The 25,875-nt window shown below is 54.2% G+C and carries 22 protein-coding genes, 1 tRNA gene, 1 rRNA gene and 1 riboswitch; of the genes, 12 read left to right on the forward strand and 12 right to left on the reverse strand.

The window, feature by feature from the left end:
* The first annotated feature begins 41 nt into the window (after positions 1-41).
* Complete coding sequence (rpoC, locus tag WC7_RS00735) at positions 42-4,265, forward strand: DNA-directed RNA polymerase subunit beta' (RefSeq protein ID WP_016155301.1); 4,224 nt, start codon at positions 42-44, stop codon at positions 4,263-4,265.
* Positions 4,266-4,412: 147 nt separating this feature from the next.
* Here rpoC and WC7_RS00730 read toward each other — a convergent pair whose 3' ends face one another.
* Positions 4,413-4,730, reverse strand: coding sequence for a PTS lactose/cellobiose transporter subunit IIA (locus tag WC7_RS00730; protein WP_016155302.1), 318 nt, complete (start codon positions 4,728-4,730; stop codon positions 4,413-4,415).
* A gap of 4 nt (positions 4,731-4,734) precedes the next feature.
* The gene (locus WC7_RS00725; protein ID WP_016155303.1) at positions 4,735-5,040 is read right to left on the reverse strand and encodes a PTS sugar transporter subunit IIB; all 306 of its coding nucleotides are present in this window, start codon (positions 5,038-5,040) and stop codon (positions 4,735-4,737) included.
* A 1,090-nt stretch (positions 5,041-6,130) separates the two neighbouring features.
* Here WC7_RS00725 and cspA point away from each other — a divergent pair.
* Positions 6,131-6,343, forward strand: a complete 213-nt coding sequence (cspA, locus tag WC7_RS00720) for a transcription antiterminator/RNA stability regulator CspE (protein ID WP_016155304.1) — start codon at positions 6,131-6,133, stop codon at positions 6,341-6,343.
* 120 nt (positions 6,344-6,463) lie between these two features.
* Here the strand turns inward: cspA and thiH are convergent, their stop codons facing one another.
* The 7 genes from thiH to WC7_RS00685 form a co-directional block, all read right to left on the reverse strand.
* Positions 6,464-7,597 (reverse strand): 2-iminoacetate synthase ThiH, encoded by a 1,134-nt coding sequence (gene thiH, locus WC7_RS00715; RefSeq protein WP_016155305.1) that lies wholly within the window; start codon positions 7,595-7,597, stop codon positions 6,464-6,466.
* Positions 7,594-8,364: a thiazole synthase gene (gene thiG / locus WC7_RS00710; protein WP_016155306.1), complete on the reverse strand. Its 771-nt coding sequence runs from the start codon at positions 8,362-8,364 to the stop codon at positions 7,594-7,596. Before thiG ends, thiH begins: the two co-directional genes overlap by 4 nt.
* Position 8,365: 1 nt before the next feature.
* Positions 8,366-8,566: a sulfur carrier protein ThiS gene (gene thiS / locus WC7_RS00705; RefSeq protein WP_016155307.1), complete on the reverse strand. Its 201-nt coding sequence runs from the start codon at positions 8,564-8,566 to the stop codon at positions 8,366-8,368.
* A complete protein-coding gene (locus WC7_RS00700; protein WP_016155308.1) occupies positions 8,547-9,305 on the reverse strand; it encodes a HesA/MoeB/ThiF family protein in 759 nt (252 codons plus the stop codon). Before WC7_RS00700 ends, thiS begins: the two co-directional genes overlap by 20 nt.
* Positions 9,298-9,933 (reverse strand): thiamine phosphate synthase, encoded by a 636-nt coding sequence (gene thiE / locus WC7_RS00695; RefSeq protein WP_016155309.1) that lies wholly within the window; start codon positions 9,931-9,933, stop codon positions 9,298-9,300. Before thiE ends, WC7_RS00700 begins: the two co-directional genes overlap by 8 nt.
* Positions 9,933-11,831 (reverse strand): phosphomethylpyrimidine synthase ThiC, encoded by a 1,899-nt coding sequence (gene thiC / locus WC7_RS00690; protein WP_016155310.1) that lies wholly within the window; start codon positions 11,829-11,831, stop codon positions 9,933-9,935. Before thiC ends, thiE begins: the two co-directional genes overlap by 1 nt.
* 83 nt (positions 11,832-11,914) lie before the next feature.
* Positions 11,915-12,037: riboswitch (TPP riboswitch) on the reverse strand.
* A 49-nt stretch (positions 12,038-12,086) separates the two neighbouring features.
* Entirely contained in the window at positions 12,087-12,575 is a 489-nt protein-coding gene (locus WC7_RS00685; protein ID WP_016155311.1) for an Rsd/AlgQ family anti-sigma factor, read from the reverse strand.
* Between the two features lie 96 nt (positions 12,576-12,671).
* Between WC7_RS00685 and nudC the strand changes: the two genes are divergently transcribed.
* The 6 genes from nudC (at position 12,672) to WC7_RS00655 (ending at position 17,030) form a co-directional block, all read left to right on the forward strand.
* On the forward strand, positions 12,672-13,445 hold the full coding sequence (gene nudC, locus WC7_RS00680) for an NAD(+) diphosphatase (RefSeq protein WP_016155312.1): 774 nt from the start codon (positions 12,672-12,674) through the stop codon (positions 13,443-13,445).
* 43 nt (positions 13,446-13,488) lie between these two features.
* Positions 13,489-14,553, forward strand: coding sequence for a uroporphyrinogen decarboxylase (gene hemE, locus WC7_RS00675; protein ID WP_016155313.1), 1,065 nt, complete (start codon positions 13,489-13,491; stop codon positions 14,551-14,553).
* Between the two features lie 9 nt (positions 14,554-14,562).
* The gene (nfi, locus tag WC7_RS00670; protein WP_016155314.1) at positions 14,563-15,243 is read left to right on the forward strand and encodes a deoxyribonuclease V; all 681 of its coding nucleotides are present in this window, start codon (positions 14,563-14,565) and stop codon (positions 15,241-15,243) included.
* Between the two features lie 33 nt (positions 15,244-15,276).
* The gene (locus tag WC7_RS00665; protein WP_003842015.1) at positions 15,277-15,867 is read left to right on the forward strand and encodes a YjaG family protein; all 591 of its coding nucleotides are present in this window, start codon (positions 15,277-15,279) and stop codon (positions 15,865-15,867) included.
* A gap of 186 nt (positions 15,868-16,053) precedes the next feature.
* A complete protein-coding gene (gene hupA, locus WC7_RS00660) occupies positions 16,054-16,326 on the forward strand; it encodes a nucleoid-associated protein HU-alpha (RefSeq protein WP_001044509.1) in 273 nt (90 codons plus the stop codon).
* Between the two features lie 11 nt (positions 16,327-16,337).
* Positions 16,338-17,030 carry a DUF1481 domain-containing protein gene (locus tag WC7_RS00655; protein ID WP_016155315.1) on the forward strand — a complete coding sequence of 231 codons (693 nt, stop codon included), beginning with the start codon at positions 16,338-16,340 and terminating at the stop codon, positions 17,028-17,030.
* Positions 17,031-17,089: 59 nt separating this feature from the next.
* Here the strand turns inward: WC7_RS00655 and zraP are convergent, their stop codons facing one another.
* Positions 17,090-17,530: a zinc resistance sensor/chaperone ZraP gene (zraP, locus tag WC7_RS00650; RefSeq protein ID WP_016155316.1), complete on the reverse strand. Its 441-nt coding sequence runs from the start codon at positions 17,528-17,530 to the stop codon at positions 17,090-17,092.
* A gap of 264 nt (positions 17,531-17,794) precedes the next feature.
* Here zraP and zraS point away from each other — a divergent pair, with 264 nt between their 5' ends.
* Both zraS and zraR read left to right on the forward strand, forming a co-directional pair.
* Entirely contained in the window at positions 17,795-19,180 is a 1,386-nt protein-coding gene (zraS, locus tag WC7_RS00645) for a two-component system sensor histidine kinase ZraS (protein WP_016155317.1), read from the forward strand.
* A 5-nt stretch (positions 19,181-19,185) separates the two neighbouring features.
* Positions 19,186-20,511: a sigma-54-dependent response regulator transcription factor ZraR gene (zraR, locus tag WC7_RS00640; RefSeq protein WP_016155318.1), complete on the forward strand. Its 1,326-nt coding sequence runs from the start codon at positions 19,186-19,188 to the stop codon at positions 20,509-20,511.
* Here zraR and purD read toward each other — a convergent pair.
* Together purD and purH are read right to left on the reverse strand one after the other, a co-directional pair.
* Entirely contained in the window at positions 20,508-21,797 is a 1,290-nt protein-coding gene (gene purD, locus WC7_RS00635; protein WP_016155319.1) for a phosphoribosylamine--glycine ligase, read from the reverse strand. The genes zraR and purD overlap by 4 nt on opposite strands.
* Before the next feature lie 15 nt (positions 21,798-21,812).
* Positions 21,813-23,402 (reverse strand): bifunctional phosphoribosylaminoimidazolecarboxamide formyltransferase/IMP cyclohydrolase, encoded by a 1,590-nt coding sequence (gene purH / locus WC7_RS00630; protein WP_016155320.1) that lies wholly within the window; start codon positions 23,400-23,402, stop codon positions 21,813-21,815.
* Between the two features lie 619 nt (positions 23,403-24,021).
* Between purH and WC7_RS00625 the strand changes: the two genes are divergently transcribed.
* Positions 24,022-25,563 (forward strand): 16S ribosomal RNA (locus WC7_RS00625).
* Between the two features lie 85 nt (positions 25,564-25,648).
* Positions 25,649-25,724, forward strand: a tRNA-Glu gene (locus WC7_RS00620).
* The last annotated feature ends 151 nt before the right edge of the window (positions 25,725-25,875 follow it).

A 25,875-nucleotide genomic window follows, 5' to 3' on the forward strand; every position in this document is an offset into this window, starting at 1 on the left:
AGCCAGCGCCAGATTGTGCTAACTCCGACGGGAGCAAATCCGTGAAAGATTTATTAAAGTTTCTGAAAGCGCAGACTAAAACCGAAGAGTTTGATGCGATCAAAATTGCTCTGGCCTCGCCAGACATGATCCGTTCATGGTCTTTCGGTGAAGTTAAGAAGCCGGAAACCATCAACTACCGTACGTTCAAACCTGAACGTGACGGCCTTTTCTGCGCCCGTATCTTTGGGCCGGTAAAAGACTATGAGTGCCTGTGCGGTAAGTACAAGCGCCTGAAACACCGCGGTGTGATCTGTGAGAAGTGCGGCGTTGAAGTGACCCAGACTAAAGTACGCCGTGAGCGTATGGGCCACATTGAGCTGGCGTCTCCGACCGCTCACATCTGGTTCCTGAAATCTCTGCCGTCCCGTATCGGTCTGCTGCTCGATATGCCGCTGCGCGATATCGAACGCGTACTGTACTTCGAATCTTATGTGGTTATCGAAGGCGGTATGACTAACCTGGAACGTCAACAGATCCTGACTGAAGAGCAGTATCTGGACGCGCTGGAAGAGTTCGGTGACGAATTCGACGCGAAGATGGGTGCGGAAGCAATCCAGGCCCTGCTGAAGAGCATGGATCTGGAGCAAGAGTGCGAAACTCTGCGCGAAGAGCTGAACGAAACCAACTCCGAAACCAAGCGTAAGAAGCTGACCAAACGTATCAAACTGCTGGAAGCATTCGTACAGTCTGGCAACAAGCCAGAGTGGATGATCCTGACCGTTCTGCCGGTTCTGCCGCCAGATCTGCGTCCGCTGGTTCCGCTGGATGGTGGTCGTTTCGCAACATCGGATCTGAACGATCTGTACCGTCGCGTGATCAACCGTAACAACCGTCTGAAACGTCTGCTGGATCTGGCTGCGCCGGACATCATCGTACGTAACGAAAAACGTATGCTGCAGGAAGCGGTTGACGCCCTGCTGGATAACGGTCGTCGTGGTCGTGCGATCACCGGTTCTAACAAACGTCCTCTGAAATCTTTGGCCGATATGATCAAAGGTAAACAGGGTCGTTTCCGTCAGAACCTGCTCGGTAAGCGTGTTGACTACTCCGGTCGTTCTGTAATCACCGTAGGTCCATACCTGCGTCTGCATCAGTGCGGTCTGCCGAAGAAAATGGCACTGGAACTGTTCAAACCGTTCATTTATGGCAAGCTGGAACTGCGTGGCCTGGCCACCACCATCAAAGCCGCTAAGAAAATGGTTGAGCGTGAAGAAGCTGTCGTTTGGGATATCCTGGACGAAGTTATCCGCGAACACCCGGTATTGCTGAACCGTGCACCAACCCTGCACCGTCTGGGTATCCAGGCATTTGAACCGGTACTGATCGAAGGTAAAGCTATCCAGCTGCACCCGCTGGTTTGTGCGGCATATAACGCCGACTTCGATGGTGACCAGATGGCTGTTCACGTACCGCTGACGCTGGAAGCCCAGCTCGAAGCGCGTGCGCTGATGATGTCTACCAATAACATCCTGTCTCCGGCGAACGGCGAACCTATCATCGTTCCGTCTCAGGACGTTGTATTGGGTCTGTACTACATGACCCGTGACTGTGTTAACGCCAAAGGCGAAGGCATGGTGCTGACTGGCCCGAAAGAAGCTGAGCGTATCTATCGCGCAGGTCTGGCCTCTCTGCATGCGCGCGTTAAAGTGCGTATCACTGAATACGAAAAAGATGAAAACGGCGAATTCGTTGCGCACACCAGCCTGAAAGACACGACCGTTGGTCGCGCCATTCTGTGGATGATCGTACCGAAAGGTCTGCCTTTCTCCATCGTCAACCAGGCGCTGGGCAAGAAAGCAATCTCCAAAATGCTGAACACCTGTTACCGCATTCTGGGCCTGAAGCCGACCGTTATCTTCGCTGACCAGACAATGTACACCGGCTTTGCTTATGCAGCGCGTTCAGGTGCATCTGTTGGTATTGATGACATGGTCATCCCAGAGAAGAAACACGAGATCATCTCTGAAGCGGAAGCTGAAGTTGCTGAGATCCAGGAGCAGTTCCAGTCTGGTCTGGTAACCGCGGGCGAACGCTATAACAAAGTTATCGATATCTGGGCTGCGGCGAACGATCGTGTATCCAAAGCGATGATGGATAACCTGCAAACCGAAACCGTGATTAACCGTGACGGCGTAGAAGAGCAGCAGGTTTCCTTCAACAGCATCTACATGATGGCCGACTCCGGTGCGCGTGGTTCTGCAGCACAGATTCGTCAGCTGGCGGGTATGCGTGGTCTGATGGCTAAGCCAGATGGCTCCATCATCGAAACGCCAATCACCGCGAACTTCCGTGAAGGTCTGAACGTACTCCAGTACTTCATCTCTACTCACGGTGCTCGTAAAGGTCTGGCGGATACCGCACTGAAAACAGCGAACTCCGGTTATCTGACTCGTCGTCTGGTTGACGTTGCGCAGGACTTGGTTGTTACTGAAGACGATTGCGGCACGCTGGAAGGCATCACCATGACCCCGGTTATCGAGGGTGGTGACGTTAAAGAACCGCTGCGCGATCGCGTTCTGGGTCGTGTGACTGCTGAAGACGTTCTGAAGCCGGGTACGGCGGATATTCTGGTTCCACGCAACACGCTGCTGCACGAACAGTGGTGTGACCTGCTGGAAGAGAACTCCGTTGACTCCGTCAAAGTTCGTTCCGTTGTATCCTGTGACACCGACTTTGGTGTATGTGCGCACTGCTACGGTCGTGACCTGGCGCGTGGCCACATCATCAATAAAGGTGAAGCAATCGGCGTTATCGCGGCACAGTCCATCGGTGAACCGGGTACACAGCTGACGATGCGTACGTTCCACATCGGTGGTGCGGCATCTCGTGCGGCTGCTGAATCCAGCATCCAGGTGAAAAACAAAGGTAGCATCCGTCTGAGCAATGCGAAGTCGGTTGTTAACTCCAGCGGTAAACTGGTTATCACCTCACGTAACACCGAACTGAAACTGATCGACGAATTCGGCCGTACCAAAGAAAGCTATAAAGTGCCTTACGGCTCCGTTATGGCGAAAGGTGATGGCGAACAGGTTGCTGGCGGCGAAACCGTAGCGAACTGGGATCCACACACCATGCCGGTTATCACCGAAGTGAGTGGTTTCGTCCGCTTTACTGACATGATCGACGGCCAGACCATTACTCGTCAGACCGACGAGCTGACCGGTCTGTCTTCTCTGGTGGTTCTGGATTCTGCAGAACGTACTGCGGGTGGTAAAGACCTGCGTCCGGCACTGAAAATTGTTGATGCTCAGGGCAACGACGTTCTGATCCCAGGCACCGATATGCCTGCTCAGTACTTCCTGCCGGGTAAAGCGATTGTTCAGCTGGAAGATGGCGTACAGATCAGTTCTGGTGACACCCTGGCGCGTGTGCCGCAGGAATCCGGCGGTACCAAGGATATCACCGGTGGTCTGCCGCGCGTTGCGGACCTGTTCGAAGCACGTCGTCCGAAAGAGCCGGCAATCCTGGCTGAAATCAGCGGCATCATTTCCTTCGGTAAAGAAACCAAAGGTAAACGTCGTCTGGTTATCACCCCGGTAGACGGTAGCGAGCCGTACGAAGAGATGATTCCGAAATGGCGTCAGCTCAACGTGTTCGAAGGTGAACGTGTAGAACGAGGTGACGTTGTTTCCGACGGTCCGGAAGCGCCGCACGACATCCTGCGTCTGCGTGGTGTGCATGCTGTAACTCGTTATATCGTTAACGAAGTTCAGGACGTATACCGTCTGCAGGGCGTTAAGATTAACGATAAGCATATCGAAGTTATCGTTCGTCAGATGCTGCGTAAAGCCACCATCGAAAGCGCTGGTAGCTCCGACTTCTTGGAAGGCGAGCAGGTTGAATACTCCCGCGTCAAGATTGCTAACCGCGATCTGGAAGCGAACGGCAAAGTGGGTGCAACATTCTCCCGCGATCTGCTGGGTATCACCAAAGCGTCTCTGGCAACCGAGTCCTTCATCTCTGCAGCATCGTTCCAGGAAACCACGCGTGTCCTGACCGAAGCCGCTGTTGCAGGTAAACGTGATGAACTGCGCGGTCTGAAAGAGAACGTTATCGTGGGTCGTCTGATCCCGGCGGGTACCGGTTATGCGTACCACCAGGATCGTATGCGCCGCCGCGCAGCGGGCGAACTGCCAGCTGCTCCGCAGGTGACTGCTGAAGATGCGTCTGCCAGCCTGGCAGAACTGCTGAACGCAGGCCTGGGTGGTTCTGACAACGATTAATCGTTGCTGACGCTAATAAAAAACCCGCTTCGGCGGGTTTTTTTATGTCGATGGATTTAAGATGTATTATGTTGGCCGGATAAGGCATCAGCTGCCATCCGGCATGATGACGCCAGGCTTATGAGGCCTACGGCTTACGCCATCCGATCAGTTTACTGGTGGCAAGCGTCGATACAGTTCAATCATATCGCCTGCCAGATCCTGAATCACCATGGCATTCATCAGGTGGTCCTGGGAATGGACGGTGATGAGATTAACCGGTAGTTTGCCAGTGCCTTCGTCAATTCCGATCAGCTGGGTCTGGATTTTATGCGCTTGTTTAACATACTCGCGTGATTCCATCATCGCGTGTTCTGCTCCGGCGAAATCACCTTTACGCGCCAGTTGCAACGCCGTCAGGGCTTGACTGCGCGCAGCTCCGGCGTTTACCAATAATTCCATGATGATCGTTTCTAACTCTTCCATGCCATCACTCCAGTAGTTTCAGCGCTTTGTCCAGTACCGCATCGCCTTTCATCATGCCGTAATCCATCATATCGATAACGGCGACTTTTTTTCCTAGCGGGTCGGCGAGCGCCTGCAGCTTGGCCTGTTCATACTTAACCTGTGGGCCGAGCAATACGATATCCGCAGTGGCGATATTCTCTTCAAACTCAGCCACCGGGACCGCTTTGATAGTGACGTCGACTCCTTTTTTCTGGGCGGCATCTTTCATCTTTTGCACCAGCATGCTGGTGGACATTCCGGCGGCACAGCATAAAACGATGTTTTTCATAAGCAGTCTCGATCAACATGTGTGGGTTGATAATTATCGCGAGCCAGCCGCAGCAACAACTGCTTTGCAACGATTGTGTGCAAGGCATCACAAAGAAAGTCACTTTTTCTGAAACCGGTTACAAAAAGAGGCTCAACCCTACGATCTGGCCCTGATTTGGCGATTGTTGACCCATTTATCATATGCAGGAATATATAATCACTGTTAATAAAGACATGTTATAAAAAACAGTATTGACAGCATTTTTTAAACCCGTATGTTAATACTTAACAGCGGAGAAATTGTAGTTTGCTGTTAACGTAGTAAGTGTTAGTAGAGCTTTATTGGGGGTTGCGATAAAGGCCACGAAGTATTTTTGTATGGGATAGTCGATGCTGAAAACGCTATTTATTCACCTCGGCAATGCTTTCAGGCCACGTAGTTGATATATCTAATCGCAAATAGTTAGTAAAACGCGACGATGTAACGCCATGATTTAATAGTAAATGTTTGCGGTTTCTGTTTTCTGGTTATCGCAAGGGAAATAAGGCAACGCATCAAAGAGTATATGTCGCGAGGGGAAGTGTACTTGTTTAGGTCACCAGCCTTGAGTTCTATTATCAAGCGGGTGGAATGTGTTTAACGGTAAATAGAGGACGGTTTTAGTTAGTATCAATATCCAATATTATCTGTAGTAAACGTGTACATTTTAAAGTAGTACCATCAGCAGTATTAAATCGTTAAGTTTATTAATGTTAAATTTGAAGTGTGTAGTAACTTAAAGCCCTGACTGCAATGGTCAGGGCTTTTGTTCATTTTAGATCAAGTTGTTACCTGAAATGCTCAACCGCGATGGTGTAACATTTCGGCGCTAATCGATTATTAAATAAATTAATGCTTGCTTATTGATTAGAAGTAAGTCTACTATAGCGACATCGGTTTGATACACAGACCTTATGAAAGCAGTTTTAGTAAAGCAGTTCTCAGTTCAAGCGTTATCCTCAGATACTCTTCTTCATGAGCCTCCTCCCTAAGTGCCCCATAAGTTAATTTCTGCAAAACAGGCCATCTTCGCTGCTTAAGCGGCTCAAAAATATGAAAGGAAGTATCTATGTCTAACAAAATGACTGGTTTAGTAAAATGGTTTAACTCTGAGAAAGGCTTCGGCTTTATCACTCCTCAGGACGGTAGCAAGGACGTGTTTGTGCATTTCTCTGCTATCCAGAGTAACGATTTTAAAACATTAGACGAAGGTCAAAAAGTGGAGTTCTCTGTGGAGAATGGCGCTAAAGGCCCGTCTGCTGTTAACGTTGTCGCGCTGTAATCGCCGATAATTTCACTAATGCTTACAATAGCGATGAAGGCCAGAGCCTGAGCAGTTAAGTGACAGTGAAGAAAAAACCCGCGAAAGCGGGTTTTTTCGTTTTATGCGATGGCTCCGGACTTACGGCATCTGCGAAGCGCGTCCCAGATAGCTGTCCCAGTCCTTCCACACGGGCTGTAACCCCTGCGCCATTAGTGCTTCAGCAACGGCTTCTGGGCGACGGGCGTCGTGTGGGGAGAACTGTTCCAGTTCAGGATGGTTATCGGCATAACCGCCGGGCTGTGTTTTTGAGAAGGCGCTGACGTTGTTGATCGCCAGCGGGATCACATGATCACGGAACCATGGCGATTCGCGGGTGGAGAGCGACAGCTCAATTTCTGGCGCCAGTAAACGAAACGCGCAAATGGTTTGGACCAACTGTCGCTCGTCCATGATCGATGCGGGTTCAACGCCACCGGTGCATGGGCGCAGGCGAGGGAAGGAGATGGAGTAGCGGCTCTGCCAGTAATGCTGCTGCATCCACAGCAGATGTTCAGCCACCATATAGCAATCGACCCGCCAGCTGTCGGACAAACCAATCAACGCGCCAAGACCGATTTTGTCGATCCCTGCGCGGCCCAGCCTGTCCGGCGTTTCCAGTCGCCAGAAGAAATCCTGCTTTTTCCCCTTCAGATGGTGGCGAGCGTAAATCGCCTCATGATAGCTCTCCTGATACACCATCACGCCATCCAGTCCCAGCGTCTTCAGCTCCGCATATTCAGCCTCTGACAGCGGCTGAACTTCCATCTGCAACGAGGCAAACTGGCGGCGAATGGTGGGCAAATGGCGACGAAAGTAATCCATTCCGACTTTTGCCTGATGTTCACCGGTGACCAACAACAGATGCTCAAAACCCAGCTCACGGATAGCGGTACACTCTCGTTTTATCTCATCTTCGTCCAGCGTTTTGCGTTTGATACGGTTGCTCATGGAAAAGCCGCAGTAGGTGCAGTCGTTGGCGCAAAGATTCGAGAGATACAGCGGAACATAAAAGCTGACCGTGTTGCCGAAGCGCTGCCGGGTCAGGCGCTGCGCTCGCTGTGCCAACGGCTCCAGAAAGTCGGTGGCGGCAGGGGAGAGCAACGCCATCAGATCGTCGCGACTAAGCTGTGAAGCGTTGAGGGCGTGCTCCACGTCAGCGGCGGTTTTACCGTTGATACGCAGGCGGATGTCATCCCAGTCAAGCTGGCGCCAGCGGTCGCTGAACGTTTTCATACGAAGGCCTCCAGGAATCCGGTTAACGGGCTGGTGGCGCTTGCCTGCGAACTTTTACTTCCTGGTACCGCCTGGCGCGCCAGAAGGCCCGCTTCAACCGCCAGACGGAAGGCGGTAGCCATCGTGACCGGGCAGTCGGCCACGGCGATTGCCGTGTTGACCAGCACTGCGTCGGCACCCATTTCCAGCGCCTGTGTGGCGTGGCTGGGGACGCCAATACCCGCATCAACCACCACCGGTACGGTTGCCTGTTGGATAATAATCTCCAGCATCGCTTTCGTTTCCAGTCCCTGATTAGAACCGATGGGCGCGCCGAGCGGCATTACCGCCGCGCAGCCGACCTCTTCCAGCCGCTTACACAGCACCGGATCCGCGCCGCAGTAGGGCAGCACCACAAAGCCCAGTTTCACCAATGCTTCCGCGGCTTTTAACGTTTCAATCGGATCCGGCAATAGCCAGCGGGCGTCCGGGTGGATTTCTAATTTTAGCCAGTTTGTGCCCAGCGCTTCACGTGCCAACTGGGCGGCGAAAATAGCCTCTTCCGCGGTTTTCGCCCCAGAGGTGTTAGGCAGTAGCGTCACCCCCGCGTCGATAAGTGGGGCCAGAATGGCATCGTTGTGCTGGCGCAAATCCACGCGCTTCATCGCCAGCGTCACCAGTTGGCTGCAGGAGGCGCGAATCGCCTCGACCATCAGCTGCGACGAAGCAAATTTTCCGGTGCCGGTGAACAGATGTGAATCAAACGTTTTGTCGGCAATACGTAACATATCAACCCCCTGCAATAACCTGAAAAAGCAGGATCTGGTCGCCTTCCTGCACGATTTGCTGCTCCCACTGCTCGCGCGGCAGGATCTGCTGATTGAGCGCCAGCGCCGCTCCCGGTTTAAGTTGATTTAGCGCAGTGAGCAGCCCGCTGACGGTTTGTCCCTCGGCGCACTGCATCGGCTCATCATTGAACTGAATCTGCATGTTGTCCTCCGCAGACCGGGCAGCCGCTGGCACGACGCAGCGCGAGGCTGCGCCACTGGCTGGTTTTACCGTCGAACAGGCGTAGCTCTCCATTGGGAGTTTCAATGCCGCTGAGTAATTTAATCGCCTCCAGCGCCTGCAAGGTGCCCATCACGCCCACAACCGGGCCGACGATGCCGGCGGTGCGGCAGTTGCGTTCCGGCTCTACATCATCCGGCCACAGGCAACGGTAACAGCCTTGTTCCCACGGTGGCGTCAGTACCATTAGCTGGCCGCCAAAGCCCACAGCGCTGGCGGTGATGAGCGGAGTGTTGAGCATCACGCAGGCGGCGTTAATTTCCTGGCGCGTCGCCATGTTGTCGGTACAGTCGAGCACCACGTCGGCACGCGCTACCGCATGCCGGAGCGCCTCACCGGTCAGCCGCTGCTCAAGTACGACCAGCTCGCTGTCCGGATTAAGGCGTGCCAGATGTCGCTTTGCCGCCTGTGCTTTCGGGCGGGCGATATCATCGGTGGTGAACAATATTTGCCGTTGCAGGTTGCTCAGATGAACGTCATCATCGTCCGCCAACGTCAGCGTGCCGACGCCCGCTCCCGCCAGATACAGTGCCGCAGGCGAGCCGAGCCCACCTAAACCGACGATCAGCACATGGCTATCGAGCAGCTTTTGTTGGCCCTCAATGGCAATGTCGCCGAGCAGGATCTGGCGGCTGTAGCGCATAAAATCGCGGTCATTCATCGCCGGCTCCCGCAATGTCCAGTAGTTGCGCCGTGGCTGCCTGCCAGTCTGCGGCGTGGGTTATGGCGCTGACCACGGCAATGCTGCCAACGCCGGTCGCCAGCACCGCTGGGGCGCGCGCAAGGCTGATGCCGCCGATAGCGACAGTGGGGTAATCCGCCAGTCGTTTACTATGGCTTGCCAGCTGCGTGAGACCCTGCGGGGCCGACGGCATCTGCTTGGTTTGCGTCGGGAAGACATGACCCAGCGCGATATAAGAAGGCTTAGCAGCCAGCGCTACGTCTATCTCCATATCATCGTGAGTAGAAACACCCAGGCGTAGCCCCGCCGCCTGAATCGCCTTCAGGTCGGTGGTTTCGAGGTCTTCCTGGCCCAGATGCACGCCGTACGCGTTGTGCTTAATTGCCAGGCTCCAGTAGTCGTTGATAAACAGGCGAGCATCATAGCGACGCCCCAACTCAATGGCGGCAATGACGTCGGCTTCGACCTCTTCATCACGTTTATCTTTAATGCGCAGTTGGATCGTGCGCACACCTGCCTGCAGCAAGCGTTCAATCCATTCAACGCTGTCTACCACCGGGTACAGCCCGAGGCGGAACGGCACGGTCGGGAAATCAGGCTGGTACATCACGCCTCCTCTTTTTTGAGGTAGATTTCGCCGCCTTTGGCGCGGAAGTTCTCCGACATATCCGCCATTCCGATTTCAATGGTTTGTGCGGCGGCGTAGTCGCGGACCTCCTGGCTGATTTTCATCGAGCAGAACTTCGGCCCGCACATGGAGCAGAAGTGGGCAACCTTACCGGACTCCTGTGGCAGGGTTTCATCGTGATAGGCGCGGGCGGTGAATGGGTCGAGTGCGAGGTTAAACTGGTCTTCCCAGCGGAATTCGAAGCGCGCTTTCGACATGGCGTTATCGCGGATCTGCGCTCCCGGATGGCCTTTGGCTAAATCAGCGGCATGGGCGGCAATCTTGTAGGTAATCAGCCCTTGCTTCACGTCTTCTTTGTTCGGCAGGCCAAGGTGCTCTTTTGGCGTGACGTAGCACAGCATTGCACAGCCAAACCAGCCGATCATCGCCGCACCAATGCCGGAGGTGAAGTGGTCATAGCCCGGCGCGATATCTGTCGTCAACGGCCCTAAGGTGTAGAACGGCGCTTCATGGCAGTGCTCCAGCTCTTCGGTCATATTGCGCTGGATCATATGCATCGGCACATGACCCGGGCCTTCAATCATCACCTGCACGTCGTATTCCCAGGCGATTTTGGTCAGTTCGCCCAGCGTATGCAGCTCGGAGAACTGCGCCTCGTCGTTGGCATCCTGAATCGAGCCTGGACGCAGGCCGTCGCCGAGAGAGAGCGAAACGTCGTAGGCGGCACAGATTTCGCAAATCTCGCGGAAATGTTCAAACAGGAAGTTCTCTTTGTGATGAGAGAGACACCATTTCGCCATGATCGAACCGCCGCGCGAGACAATACCTGTCAGGCGTTTGGCGGTCATCGGAACGTAGCGCAGCAGTACACCCGCGTGAATGGTGAAGTAGTCGACGCCCTGTTCGGCTTGTTCGAGCAGCGTGTCGCGGAAGGCTTCCCAGGTGAGATCTTCAGCGATCCCGTTAACCTTCTCCAGCGCCTGGTAGATCGGTACGGTACCGATCGGCACCGGGCTGTTACGCAGGATCCACTCGCGGGTTTCGTGAATATAGCGGCCGGTGGAGAGGTCCATCACCGTATCTGCGCCCCAGCGGGTCGACCACACCAGCTTCTCCACCTCTTCTTCAATGGAGGAGGTCACCGCCGAGTTACCGATGTTGGCGTTCACCTTCACCAGGAAGTTGCGACCGATGATCATCGGCTCGGATTCCGGGTGGTTGATGTTGGCAGGAATAATCGCGCGGCCCGCAGCGACTTCATCACGGACGAATTCCGGGGTGATGTTTTCCGGCAGGCGAGCGCCAAAGTTCATCCCTGGATGCTGATGGCGCAGCACTTCACTACGAATGCGCTCGCGGCCCATGTTTTCACGGATGGCGATAAATTCCATCTCCGGGGTAACCATCCCCTGACGGGCATAGTGCAACTGGGTAACGCGCTTGCCGGCTTTGGCGCGTTTTGGCGTCAGCAGGCCGCTGAAACGCAGCTCGTCCAGGCCATCGTCGGCCAGACGTTCTTTGGTATAAGCGGAGCTACGGTCGTCTAATTCTTCGCTATCGTTACGCGCCGCAATCCACGGCTGGCGCAGTTTCGCCAGACCCTGCTGAACGTTAATCGCCACATCAGGATCGCCGTACGGCCCGGAGGTGTCGTACACCGGTACGGCTTCGTTCTCTTCAAACTGCGGGTTGTCTTTCGTACCACCAATCAGCGTAGGACTTAGCTGGATTTCGCGCATCGGGATGCGAATATCCGCCTGCGAACCGGTGATGTAGATACGTTTTGAGTTAGGAAAGGCGGTACCTTCCAGCGTGTCGATAAAGTGTTGGGCTTGGGCGCGCTGTTCGCGGCGTGATGGTTTAGTAGTGGCAGACATAGCTCATTCCAAATAAAAGTAAGGATATGGCTTGTCAGACGACGGATGAAGCAAGAGAGACGAACGCCAAAGGGCGATACGGTTGTAGATTGACTCTTGTTCCCTTCGCAGGTTTTAACCTGATCAGGTTCCGCGGATCCCGAATTAACGGTCTCAGCCTTTTCCACTCATGCTGCTGTGGAAAATAAGCACTCCGACAAGAAGTAACCTCAAAAAGAGGTAATGAATGTAAATTACGCGTTAATGTCGCAAATCTCAAGCAGGACGTTTGATCATGCCACTCTCGTGCATCGCATCAAAAACCAGCATGATCAGCTTATCTTCCAGCACGAACCGGGCTTCCAGCGCCTCGCCGATATCCGATAAGGCCTGTTGAAATTCAAGGAAGTTATCGTGATCAATGGCGGTCTCCAGACTGGAATCATAGTAGTCCATGATCAGTTGCGTATTGGCTTCCAGGAGCGGCCAAATTTTTGTGGCTTTTAAAAGCTGCCCGTTCCCTTCCAATTTATGGAGAATACGTTCATAAATACTGAAGTGTCCGGTGGAAAGGTAATCGACCAGGCTCTGGCAAAAATCATCCAGCGCCTTTTCATTGAGCCGCATGTACGATTCTTTGCCTGGCTTAATGCCAACCAGATTGTAGTAAGCCACGAGCAGGTGCTTACGTACATGTAGCCAGCGATCAACCAGTTTGTTACTTCCTCCGACGTGCTCCGTCAGGCTTTCCAGCTGGTTTAGCATGATTGACTCCGCAAGATGGTGTTTAGGAACGGCTCACCCGTAAATGTAAAAATAATGTAAACAACATGCCTGTGAAGCAAAGGTTGCGCAAGAGATATGGATCGTATAATTGAAAAATTAGATAGCGGCTGGTGGATTGTCAGTCATGAGCAAAAGTTATGGTTGCCTCATGGCGAACTGCCTTACGGCGACGCAGCAAGTTTTGATCTGACCGGGCAGCGTGCACTTCCTATAGGCGAATGGGAAGGGGAGACGGTCTGGCTGGTGCAGCAGCAGCGTCGGCACGATATGGGGTCTGTGCGCCAGGTCATTGACCAGGATGTTGGCCTGTTTCAACTGGCCGGACGCGGCGTACAACTGGCCGAGTTCTACCGCTCACATAAATTCTGCGGTTACTGCGGTCATCCCATGCACCCGAGTAAAACGGAATGGGCGATGCTGTGTAGCCACTGTCGAGAACGCTACTACCCGCAAATTGCCCCCTGCATTATCGTCGCTATTCGCCGTGACGACGCTATTCTGCTTGCTCAACATGTTCGCCATCGTAACGGCGTGCATACCGTGCTGGCGGGTTTTGTCGAAGTGGGCGAGACCCTCGAGCAGGCGGTGGCACGCGAAGTCATGGAAGAGAGCGGCATTAAGGTGAAAAACCTGCGCTACGTCACTTCTCAGCCGTGGCCGTTCCCACAGTCTTTGATGACCGCATTTATGGCAGAGTATGATAGCGGCGAAATTGTTATTGACCCGAAAGAACTGCTGGAAGCGAACTGGTATCGCTACGACGATTTACCGCTCCTGCCCCCGCCGGGCACCGTCGCGCGTCGATTGATTGAAGATACCGTCGCCCTCTGCCGGGCAGAGTATGAGTGACACACATGTTACACTGGCGTGAAATAGCTCAAGGAATGGAAAAATGACCGAACTGAAGAACGATCGTTATCTGCGTGCGCTGCTGCGCCAGCCCGTTGATGTCACTCCGGTATGGATGATGCGCCAGGCGGGCCGCTATCTACCGGAATATAAAGCCACGCGCGCCGAAGCGGGCGATTTTATGGCGCTGTGCAAAAATGCCGAGCTGGCCTGCGAAGTCACGCTGCAGCCGCTGCGTCGCTATAAGCTTGATGCGGCGATCCTCTTTTCGGATATCCTGACGATTCCCGATGCGATGGGACTTGGGCTGTATTTTGAAGCCGGAGAGGGCCCACGCTTTACCTCACCGATCGCCAGCAAGGCTGACGTCGACAAACTGCCGATCCCGGACCCGGAAGATGGACTGGGTTATGTGATGAATGCGGTGCGCACTATCCGCCGTGAACTGAAAGGCGAAGTGCCGCTGATCGGCTTCTCAGGTAGCCCGTGGACACTGGCGACCTATATGGTCGAAGGCGGCAGTAGTAAGGCCTTCACCGTGATTAAAAAGATGATGTACGCCGATCCAAAGGCGCTGCATCTGCTGCTTGATAAGCTGGCGAAGAGCGTCACTCTGTACCTGAACGCGCAGATCAAAGCGGGCGCGCAATCGGTAATGATTTTCGACACCTGGGGCGGTGTGCTGACCGGTCGCGACTATCAGCAGTTCTCCCTGTATTACATGCACAAAATCGTCGACGGTCTGATGCGCGAGAACGAAGGTCGTCGCGTACCGGTGACGCTGTTCACCAAAGGCGGTGGTCAGTGGCTGGAAGCGATGGCGGAAACCGGCTGTGATGCGTTAGGTCTGGACTGGACCACTGACATTGCCGATGCGCGTCGTCGTGTAGGTCATAAAGTGGCACTGCAGGGCAATATGGATCCGTCCATGCTGTATGCGCCGCCAGCCCGCATCGAAGAAGAGGTGGCGACGATTCTGGCCGGTTTTGGTCAGGGTGAAGGCCATGTCTTTAACCTGGGCCACGGCATTCATCAGGATGTCCCGCCAGAGCATGCGGGTGTCTTTGTGGAGGCGGTACATCGGTTGTCTGAACAGTATCACCGCTAAGGAATCATTATGGATCTTGCGTCATTACGCGCACAGCAGCTTGAACTGGCCTCTTCAGTGATCCGCGAGGATCGCCTGAGGAGCGATCCGCCGGATCTGATCGGCGGGGCGGACGTTGGGTTCGAGCAGGGGGGCGAAGTGACGCGAGCCGCGATGGTCTTACTGAAGTACCCCTCGCTGGAACTGGTTGAATACAAGGTGGCGCGAATCGCCACCACCATGCCCTACATTCCTGGCTTTCTCTCCTTTCGCGAAACACCCGCGCTGATGGCCGCCTGGCAGCAGCTTTCGCACAAGCCTGATCTGCTGTTCGTTGACGGTCACGGGATCTCTCACCCTCGCCGTCTGGGCGTGGCCAGCCATTTTGGCCTGCTGGTGGATGTCCCGACGATTGGCGTGGCGAAAAAACGGTTGTGCGGCAAGTTTGAGCCGCTCGCCGTCGAACCCGGAGCGTTAGCGCCGTTGTTGGATAAAGGCGAACAGCTGGCATGGGTTTGGCGCAGCAAAGCACGCTGTAACCCGCTGTTTATCTCTACGGGTCATCGCGTGAGCCAGGACAGCGCGTTAGCGTGGGTACAACGCTGTATGAACGGCTATCGTCTGCCGGAACCAACACGCTGGGCAGATGCGGTGGCATCCGAACGCCCTGCTTTTACGCGGCTTGCAGCAAAAACGCCCCATATCGGGTAAACTGCCGCTAATTTCCGTATTTGAGAACTCATCATGTTACAAAATCCGATTCACCTGCGTCTGGAGAAGCTGGAAAGCTGGCAGCACGTCACGTTTATGGCCTGTTTGTGCGAACGCATGTACCCCAACTACGCCATGTTCTGTAAGCAAACCGAATTTGGCGATGGACAAATTTACCGCCGGATTCTGGATTTGATTTGGGAAGCGCTGACGGTTAAAGACGCGAAAATCAATTTCGATAGCCAGTTGGAAAAATTTGAAGAGGCTATTCCTTCAGCAGACGATTACGATCTGTACGGCGTTTATCCGGCGATTGATGCCTGTGTGGCATTAAGCGAACTGATGCATTCGCGTCTTAGCGGTGAAACGCTGGAACATGCAATTGAGGTTAGTAAGGCTTCGATTACGACGGTTGCGATGCTGGAAATGACCCAGGCTGGTCGCGAAATGACCGATGAAGAGCTCAAAGAGAACCCGGCCGTTGAGCAAGAATGGGATATTCAGTGGGAAATTTTCCGACTTTTAGCCGACTGTGAAGAACGCGATATTGAGCTGATAAAAGGGCTTCGTGCAGACCTGCGCGAGGCTGGCGAGAGCAATATTGGTATAAATTTTCAGCAATGACACCATAAAACGTGATTTAACGCCTGATTTGTCGTGCCTGAAGGCTTCCCATCCGCCCCCGGTCTGGTCTACATTTGGGGGGCGAAAAAAAGTGGCTATCGGTGCGTGTATGCAGGAGAGTGCTTTTCTGGCATTTCCGTCGCACTCGATGCTTAGCAAGCGATAAACACATTGTAAGGATAACTTATGAACAAGACTCAACTGATTGATGTAATTGCAGACAAAGCAGAACTGTCTAAAACACAGGCTAAAGCTGCTCTGGAATCCACTCTGGCTGCTATTACTGAGTCTCTGAAAGAAGGCGATGCTGTACAACTGGTTGGTTTCGGTACCTTCAAAGTGAACCACCGTGCTGAGCGCACTGGCCGCAACCCGCAGACCGGTAAAGAAATCAAAATTGCCGCAGCTAACGTACCGGCATTTGTTTCTGGTAAAGCACTGAAAGACGCGGTTAAGTAATTCGCGTGGCAGTGAACAGTTTTATCGAAGGGGCGGTTTCGCCCCTTTTGTCTATCTGGCGTCATTCGCTTTGGCTTTCAGGTGTGCTGTTACTGTCTGCCTGTAGTCGCCACTCTGAGCTTCCTCCGTTCACGGCCAGCGGCTATGTTGGCGATCAGGGGGCGGTACGCATTTGGCGTAAAGATTCCAGCGACGATGTTCACTTGCTCTCGGTATTTAGTCCGTGGCGTAAAGGCGATACCACCACCAGTGAATACCGCTGGCAGGGTGATTCGCTCTCGCTGATAGAACTCAACACTTACAGTCAACCACCGGAACATGTCCGTATACGCTTCGATGACCGGGGCGAACTGAGTTTCATGCAGCGTGAAGTCGATGGGCAAAAGCAGCAGCTTTCCAGCGATCAAATTGCGCTTTACCGCTATCGTGCCGATCAAATCCGCCAGACCAGCGATGCGTTGCGTCAGGGACGGGTGATATTGCGTCAGGGACGCTGGCATGCGAACAACACAGTCACGACCTGTGAAGGTGAAACACTGAAGCCCGATCTGGAATCGTGGGCGATAAACCACATTGAGCGCCGCCAGAGCCATTCATCTGTAGAAGTGAGTGTGGCATGGCTGGAAGCGCCCGAAGGGTCGCAGCTACTGCTGGTTGCTAATGAAGATTTTTGTCACTGGCAGCCTACTGCCAAAACCTTCTGAAAACCTGATGCCAGGACATCGGGCCAGATAAGGTGAGGCCGCCATCCGGCAAAAAACGTTTACCAGTGGCCCATTCCCATATGGCCGCCGCGATGGTTACCGCCACCGCCGCACCCGCCGTAGCCCATTCCCGCTCCGCGAGGTACGCCTGCCTGAGCCATTGCGACATCGCGTTTAACGCGCTGCTCATCCAGTGACTGATTCAACGCCTCCATCTCTTTTGCCACGGCATTAATTTTTGCTGTGTCTGGCGAGCTGGCTGTTAGCAACGCGTTGTACTCATAACGTTTAGAGGTCAGCTGTTGGCGCAAGGCGTTGGTCTGCGAGTAGTAATCATCATATATTTTCTGCGCGGTAGCCTGCTGCTCAGTGGTCATTGGCGTACCGCCTCGTTGCTGCATTCCATCACCATATCCCCAGTGATTCTGCGCCAGCGCCGGGGTAGAGCCCAACGCGATAAGAGAGAGTGCAATCAGCGCCAGTTTGTTGTTCCGTTTCATGGGTCGTTCTCCTGTTGGTTAGATTACATTTCCTATTGCATCTTCCGTGCCAAAGCGGCAATCCAGGTCCCGCGGGCGTTGTACTCGTGGTCTTTACAGGGCGACGAGTAAAAATGACTCGCCAGAACGCGCCGGCGGGTCATTTTTACCCGCTACTTTCAGCGGTTTGTGTCTGAGGGCAGGGTTATCATTGAGAAAAAATGGCATGATTTCTGCTGTATACCTGCAACGATGAAAGGAACAGGTGGGATAAAGGGAGAGCGTATGCGTCTTTATAAGGACACGGCGGCCAAGTGGTTGAGCCGACTCTTGCTGGCGGCAATCCTGATTTTGGTCGGTTGGTTTTCGATTATGACCATTCGGGACTATGGGCGGGAAAGCGGCGCCGCGCGGCAAACGCTACTGGAAAAAGGCAGCGTGCTCATCCGCGCTCTGGAGTCTGGTACGCGCGTAGGTATGGGGATGCGCATGCATCATGCTCAACAGCAGACGCTGCTGGAGGAAATGGCCGTACAACCAGGCGTGCTATGGTTTGCCGTCGTTGACGATCATGGCGTCATTATTACTCACAGCAATTCCGCGATGGTCGGTAAAACGCTCTACTCACCGGATGTCCTGCGGCAACTAAGCCCCGGGGAACAAGAAAGCTGGCGGAATATTGACATGCCTACGGGGGACGGTGAAAAAACACCGGTCCTGGAAATTTATCGTCAGTTTCAGCCTATGTATGGTTCAGGACGTCATGGCATGGCGCGCTGTGCCAGCAATGACGGACAGCTTATTACCCCCGCACAAACCATATTTATCGCTTTTGATGCCAGCGATCTGGCTGCGACTCAGGCAAGAGAGTGGCGTAACACCCTGATTGTCCTGTCTGCGCTGGCGGCCGTGCTGCTGGCCACTGTGCTGACGTTCTTCTGGTATCAGCGCTATCAGCGCTCGTACAAAGAACTGCAGGATGCGATGAAGCGTAAAGAAAAACTGATGGCGCTCGGGCATCTGGCGGCTGGGGTCGCGCATGAGATTCGAAACCCGCTTTCATCGATCAAAGGTTTAGCGAAATATTTTGCCGAACGAACTCCGGCTGGTGGCGAGTCGCATGAGCTGGCGCAGGTGATGGCGAAAGAGGCGGACCGTTTAAATCGGGTGGTGAGCGAGCTGCTGGAGCTGGTGAAACCTGCGCATCTGACGCTGCAACAGGTGGATCTCAATGAGGTCATCTCCCACTCATTAAACCTGGTGAGTCAGGATGCGGCAAGTCGGGAAATCCAGCTACGCTTTTCGGCCAGTTCCACGCTGCCCGCTATTCAGGCCGATCCCGACCGACTGACTCAGGTTCTGTTGAATCTGTATCTGAACGCCATTCATGCGATTGGTCGTCAGGGCACGATTACGGTTGAAGCGAGTGAAAGCAGCGGCGATCGCGTTAAAATCGTGGTTATTGATAGCGGGAAAGGGATTGCAGCGGAACAGCTGGAGGCCATTTTTACGCCTTACTTCACGACTAAAGCGGATGGAACCGGCCTTGGGCTGGCGGTAGTGCAGAACATAATTGAACAGCACGGTGGTACCATTCATGTGGCAAGTGTTGAGGGCAAAGGCGCAACCTTTACCCTCTGGCTGCCGACCAACGCGAAACAACAGGATTAACAAGGATGACGCGCGGAAAAATCAATATTCTGGTGGTAGATGACGATATCAGCCACTGCACCATTTTACAGGCGCTGCTGCGCGGCTGGGGTTATGAGGTCGCGCTGGCCTATAGCGGGCAAGCGGCACTGGAACAGGTGCGTGAACGCGTATTTGATTTAGTGCTGTGCGATGTGCGTATGGCGGAGATGGACGGCATCGCAACGCTGAAAGAGATTAAAGCGTTGAATTCGGCGATTCCGGTATTGATCATGACGGCGTTCTCCAGCGTGGAGACCGCCGTTGAGGCGCTGAAAACCGGGGCGCTGGACTACTTAATCAAGCCGCTGGATTTTGATCGCCTGCAGGAGACGCTGGAAAAGGCGCTGGCGCATACGCGGGAAACGGGCGCTGAACTGCCGTCGGGGTCGGCTGCGCAGTTTGGCATGATTGGCAGCAGTCCGGCGATGCAGCAGTTGATCAATGAAATCGCGATGGTTGCGCCCTCGGATGCAACGGTGCTCATTCATGGAGACTCCGGTACGGGGAAAGAGCTGGTGGCCCGGGCGCTGCATGCCAGCAGTGCCCGCTGTGATAAACCGCTGGTGACGCTGAACTGTGCGTCGCTTAATGAATCGCTGCTGGAGTCCGAACTTTTTGGTCATGAGAAAGGCGCGTTTACCGGTGCGGATAAGCGGCGGGAAGGGCGCTTTGTGGAAGCCGAAGGCGGCACGTTATTTCTTGATGAAATTGGCGATATCTCACCGCTAATGCAGGTGCGTCTGCTGCGGGCAATCCAGGAGCGAGAAGTGCAACGGGTTGGCAGCAACCAGACTATTGCGGTTGATGTCCGGCTGATCGCCGCCACACATCGCGATCTGGCGGAGGAAGTGAACGCCGGGCGCTTTCGTCAGGATCTCTACTATCGCCTGAACGTCATCACTATTGAAATGCCTGCGCTGTGCCAGCGCCGGGAAGATATTCCGCTGCTGGCCGAACATTTTCTCCAGCGTTTTGCCACACGTAACCGAAAAGCGGTGAAGGGCTTTACTCCGCAGGCGATGGATCTGCTGATCCACTATGACTGGCCGGGTAATATCCGTGAGCTGGAAAATGCGATTGAGCGTTCGGTGGTGCTGCTAACGGGGGAATATATTTCCGAACGCGAGCTGCCGATGGCGATTGCCGCGACACCGATAAAAACGGAATACAGTGGCGAGATCCAACCGCTGGTGGATGTCGAAAAAGAAGTGATTCTGGCGGCGCTGGAAAAAACGGGCGGCAATAAAACCGAAGCCGCCCGTCAGTTAGGTATTACGCGCAAAACGCTGCTGGCTAAGCTCAGCCGTTAGTTTTGCTCACGTTCGATGGCGCGCCAGCCGATGTCGTTACGGCTGAAGCTGCCGTCCCAACGGATGTCGGTCATCAGGGCGTAGGCACGCTGCTGCGCCTCGGCAACGGTGTTGCCCAGCGCGGTGGCGCACAGGACGCGACCGCCGTTGGTCAGCACGCGATCGTCAGCAGACAGTTTGGTGCCCGCGTGGAACACTTTACCGTCAGCGACTTCTTCCAGCGGCATGCCGTGGATCTCATCGCCAGTATTGTAGTTGCCCGGATAACCGCCCGCGGCAATCACTACGCCCAAAGAGGCGCGTTCGTCCCACTCAGAGGTTTTCTCATCCAGCTTGCCGTCACAGGCGGCAAGGCACAGCTCCACCAGATCCGATTTCATACGCAGCATAATCGGCTGGGTTTCCGGATCGCCGAAGCGGCAGTTGAACTCGATAACCTTCGGGTTGCCCTGTTTGTCGATCATCAGACCTGCGTACAGGAAACCGGTGTAAGTGTTCCCTTCCGCTGCCATGCCTTTTACGGTTGGCCAGATGATGCGTTCCATGGTGCGCTGATGAACGTCGTCAGTCACCACCGGTGCCGGTGAGTAAGCGCCCATACCGCCGGTGTTCGGACCGGTATCGCCGTTGCCCACGCGTTTGTGGTCCTGGCTGGTGGCCATTGGCAGCACGTGCTCGCCGTCAACCATCACGATAAAGCTCGCTTCTTCACCGTCGAGGAACTCTTCGATAACGATACGGTGGCCCGCATCGCCAAAAGCGTTACCTGCCAGCATGTCATGAACGGCGGCTTCGGCTTCCTCCAGCGTCATCGCGACGATAACGCCTTTACCAGCGGCCAGGCCGTCGGCCTTGATAACGATCGGCGCGCCTTTCTCACGCAGATAGGCCAGCGCAGGCTCAATCTCGGTGAAGTTCTTATACTCCGCAGTCGGAATGTTATGACGGGCAAGGAAATCTTTGGTGAAGGCTTTGGAGCCCTCCAACTGCGCTGCACCTTCGGTTGGGCCGAAGATTTTCAGACCGGCGGCGCGAAATGCATCGACCACGCCAATTACCAGAGGCGCTTCCGGGCCAACGATGGTCAGATCGACCTTCTCATTCTGGGCAAAGCTCAGCAGCGCCGGAATATCGGTCACGCCGATTGCCACGTTTTGCAGCGCAGGTTCCAGCGCGGTGCCCGCGTTGCCTGGTGCGACAAATACCGTTTCGACTTTTGGCGACTGCGCCGCTTTCCAGGCCAGCGCGTGTTCGCGCCCGCCGTTGCCAATCACTAATACTTTCATCGTCTGCTCCGTGGATTAATGGCGGAAGTGGCGCATGTCGGTGAACACCATCGCTATGCCGTGCTCGTCGGCGGCAGCAATGACTTCATCATCACGGATAGAACCGCCCGGCTGGATCACGCAGGTCACACCGGCGGCGGCGGCGGCATCAATCCCATCGCGGAACGGGAAGAAAGCGTCGGATGCCATAGAGGAACCTTGAACTTCCAGACCTTCGTCGGCGGCTTTAATCCCGGCGATTTTTGCGGAATATACGCGGCTCATCTGGCCTGCGCCTATGCCGATAGTCATGTTCTCTTTGGCGTAAACAATGGCGTTGGATTTTACAAATTTAGCTACTTTCCAGCAGAACAGCGCATCGCGCAGTTCCTGTTCGGTCGGCTGACGTTTGGAAACTACGCGCAGTTCACCTTCGCTCACCATACCCAGGTCACGATCCTGAACCAGCAGACCGCCGTTAACGCGTTTGAAGTCCAGGCCCGGCACACGTTGTGCCCACTGACCGCAGGTCAGCACGCGGACGTTCTGTTTGGCGGCGGTGATTTTCAGTGCGTCTTCGGTTGCGGATGGCGCGATGATCACTTCCACGAACTGACGGGAAATGATGGCTTGAGCAGTTTCGGCATCCAGTTCGCGGTTGAAGGCGATGATGCCGCCGAACGCAGAGGTCGGGTCGGTTTTATAGGCGCGGTCGTAAGCATCGAGAATAGAGGTACTGACTGCCACGCCGCACGGGTTAGCGTGTTTGACGATCACACAGGCTGGCTCGTTGAATTCTTTTACGCACTCCAGCGCCGCATCGGTATCGGCGATGTTGTTGTAGGAAAGTGCTTTGCCCTGTACCTGCTGCGCGGTGGCAACGGACGCTTCTTTAACATTCTCTTCTATATAGAAGGCAGCCTGTTGGTGGCTGTTCTCGCCGTAGCGCATATCCTGCTTCTTAATGAAGTTCAGGTTCAGTGTACGTGGAAAGCGACCGGCGGCTTCTTTGCTTTCGCCGTGGTAGGCCGGAACCATGCTACCGAAGTAGTTGGCGATCATGCTGTCGTAAGCGGCGGTGTGTTCGAAGGCTTTAATCGCGAGGTCGAAACGCGTGTCGAGGGTCAGAGAACCGTCGTTGGCATCCATCTCTTTAATAATGGCGGCGTAGTCGCTGCTCTTCACAACGATAGCCACATCTTTATGGTTCTTGGCAGCGGAACGCACCATCGTCGGGCCGCCGATATCAATGTTTTCTACCGCATCTTCCAGCGAGCAGCCTTCACGGGCAACGGTCTCGGCGAACGGGTACAGGTTAACAACCACCATGTCGATAGGTGCGATGCCGTGCTGTTCCATAATCCCGTCGTCCTGACCACGACGACCAAGAATGCCGCCGTGGACTTTCGGATGCAGGGTCTTTACGCGTCCATCCATCATTTCCGGGAAGCCGGTGTAATCGGAAACTTCGGTCACTGGCAGGCCTTTCTCAGCCAACAGGCGCGCAGTGCCACCTGTAGACAGCAGCTCCACACCGCGTGCGGAAAGTGCCTGAGCGAATTCGATGATACCGGCCTTGTCAGAAACACTGAGCAGAGCGCGGCGGACTGGACGACGTTGTTGCATGGTAAATCCCCTGGATTTGACTATTACAGAGAGCGTTAGGTGAATTCTTGGCTAAAAACTCAGCTAACGCCCCTTACGGGGCATCCTTGTTGTGCGGGGGCATTGTAACGAAAACGTTTGCGCAACGCTCGCGAATTTTTAATTTTCGATTTTGACCTCTTCTTTTTCCGTTGAAGGATGCTCATATAAACAGAGAAGTGCATAAACGATCGCGTGGTTTGTGGATAACTCTGTGTGTAAATGGGTATAAGGCGGGGTTTTGCTGTGGAATGCAGCGGTCAGTCATTTTTCTGCAATTTAAGGGTTGCGGGCCGCGGGAAACTCCCTATAATGCGCCTCCATCGACACGGCGGATGTGAATCACTTCACACAAACAGCCGGTTCGGTTGAAGAGAAAAACCTGAAAATGAGGGTTGACTCTGAAAGAGGAAAGCGTAATATACGCCACCTCGCGACAGAGCGCTAAAGCGCGTCGCAACTGCTCTTTAACAATTTATCAGACAATCTGTGTGGGCACTCGAAGATACGGATTCTTAACGTCGCAAGACGAAAAATGAATACCAAGTCTCTGAGTGAACACGTAATTCATTACGAAGTTTAATTCACGAGCATCAAACTTAAATTGAAGAGTTTGATCATGGCTCAGATTGAACGCTGGCGGCAGGCCTAACACATGCAAGTCGAACGGTAGCACAGAGGAGCTTGCTCCTTGGGTGACGAGTGGCGGACGGGTGAGTAATGTCTGGGAAACTGCCCGATGGAGGGGGATAACTACTGGAAACGGTAGCTAATACCGCATAACGTCGCAAGACCAAAGAGGGGGACCTTCGGGCCTCTTGCCATCGGATGTGCCCAGATGGGATTAGCTAGTAGGTGGGGTAACGGCTCACCTAGGCGACGATCCCTAGCTGGTCTGAGAGGATGACCAGCCACACTGGAACTGAGACACGGTCCAGACTCCTACGGGAGGCAGCAGTGGGGAATATTGCACAATGGGCGCAAGCCTGATGCAGCCATGCCGCGTGTATGAAGAAGGCCTTCGGGTTGTAAAGTACTTTCAGCGAGGAGGAAGGCATTGTGGTTAATAACCGCAGCGATTGACGTTACTCGCAGAAGAAGCACCGGCTAACTCCGTGCCAGCAGCCGCGGTAATACGGAGGGTGCAAGCGTTAATCGGAATTACTGGGCGTAAAGCGCACGCAGGCGGTCTGTCAAGTCGGATGTGAAATCCCCGGGCTCAACCTGGGAACTGCATCCGAAACTGGCAGGCTAGAGTCTTGTAGAGGGGGGTAGAATTCCAGGTGTAGCGGTGAAATGCGTAGAGATCTGGAGGAATACCGGTGGCGAAGGCGGCCCCCTGGACAAAGACTGACGCTCAGGTGCGAAAGCGTGGGGAGCAAACAGGATTAGATACCCTGGTAGTCCACGCCGTAAACGATGTCGACTTGGAGGTTGTGCCCTTGAGGCGTGGCTTCCGGAGCTAACGCGTTAAGTCGACCGCCTGGGGAGTACGGCCGCAAGGTTAAAACTCAAATGAATTGACGGGGGCCCGCACAAGCGGTGGAGCATGTGGTTTAATTCGATGCAACGCGAAGAACCTTACCTACTCTTGACATCCAGAGAACTTGGCAGAGATGCCTTGGTGCCTTCGGGAACCGTGAGACAGGTGCTGCATGGCTGTCGTCAGCTCGTGTTGTGAAATGTTGGGTTAAGTCCCGCAACGAGCGCAACCCTTATCCTTTGTTGCCAGCGATTCGGTCGGGAACTCAAAGGAGACTGCCAGTGATAAACTGGAGGAAGGTGGGGATGACGTCAAGTCATCATGGCCCTTACGAGTAGGGCTACACACGTGCTACAATGGCATATACAAAGAGAAGCGACCTCGCGAGAGCAAGCGGACCTCATAAAGTATGTCGTAGTCCGGATTGGAGTCTGCAACTCGACTCCATGAAGTCGGAATCGCTAGTAATCGTGGATCAGAATGCCACGGTGAATACGTTCCCGGGCCTTGTACACACCGCCCGTCACACCATGGGAGTGGGTTGCAAAAGAAGTAGGTAGCTTAACCTTCGGGAGGGCGCTTACCACTTTGTGATTCATGACTGGGGTGAAGTCGTAACAAGGTAACCGTAGGGGAACCTGCGGTTGGATCACCTCCTTACCTTAAAGAAACGTTCTTTGTAGTGCTCACACAGATTGTCTGATGAAAAGTAAATAGCAAGGCGTCTTGCGATTGAGACTTCAGTGTCCCCTTCGTCTAGAGGCCCAGGACACCGCCCTTTCACGGCGGTAACAGGGGTTCGAATCCCCTAGGGGACGCCACTTGCTGGTATGTGTGAGTGAAAGTCGCCGACCGAAGTATCTCAAAACAGACTTTCGAGTCTCGTTTGAGATATTTGCTCTTTAAAAATCTGGATCAAGCTGAAAATTGAAACGACACACTGTTTCATTTCTCCGTAAACAAGAAATGAAA

The organism is Citrobacter sp. KTE151, from assembly GCF_000398845.1.
Taxonomy (GTDB): Bacteria; Pseudomonadota; Gammaproteobacteria; order Enterobacterales; family Enterobacteriaceae; genus Citrobacter; species Citrobacter braakii.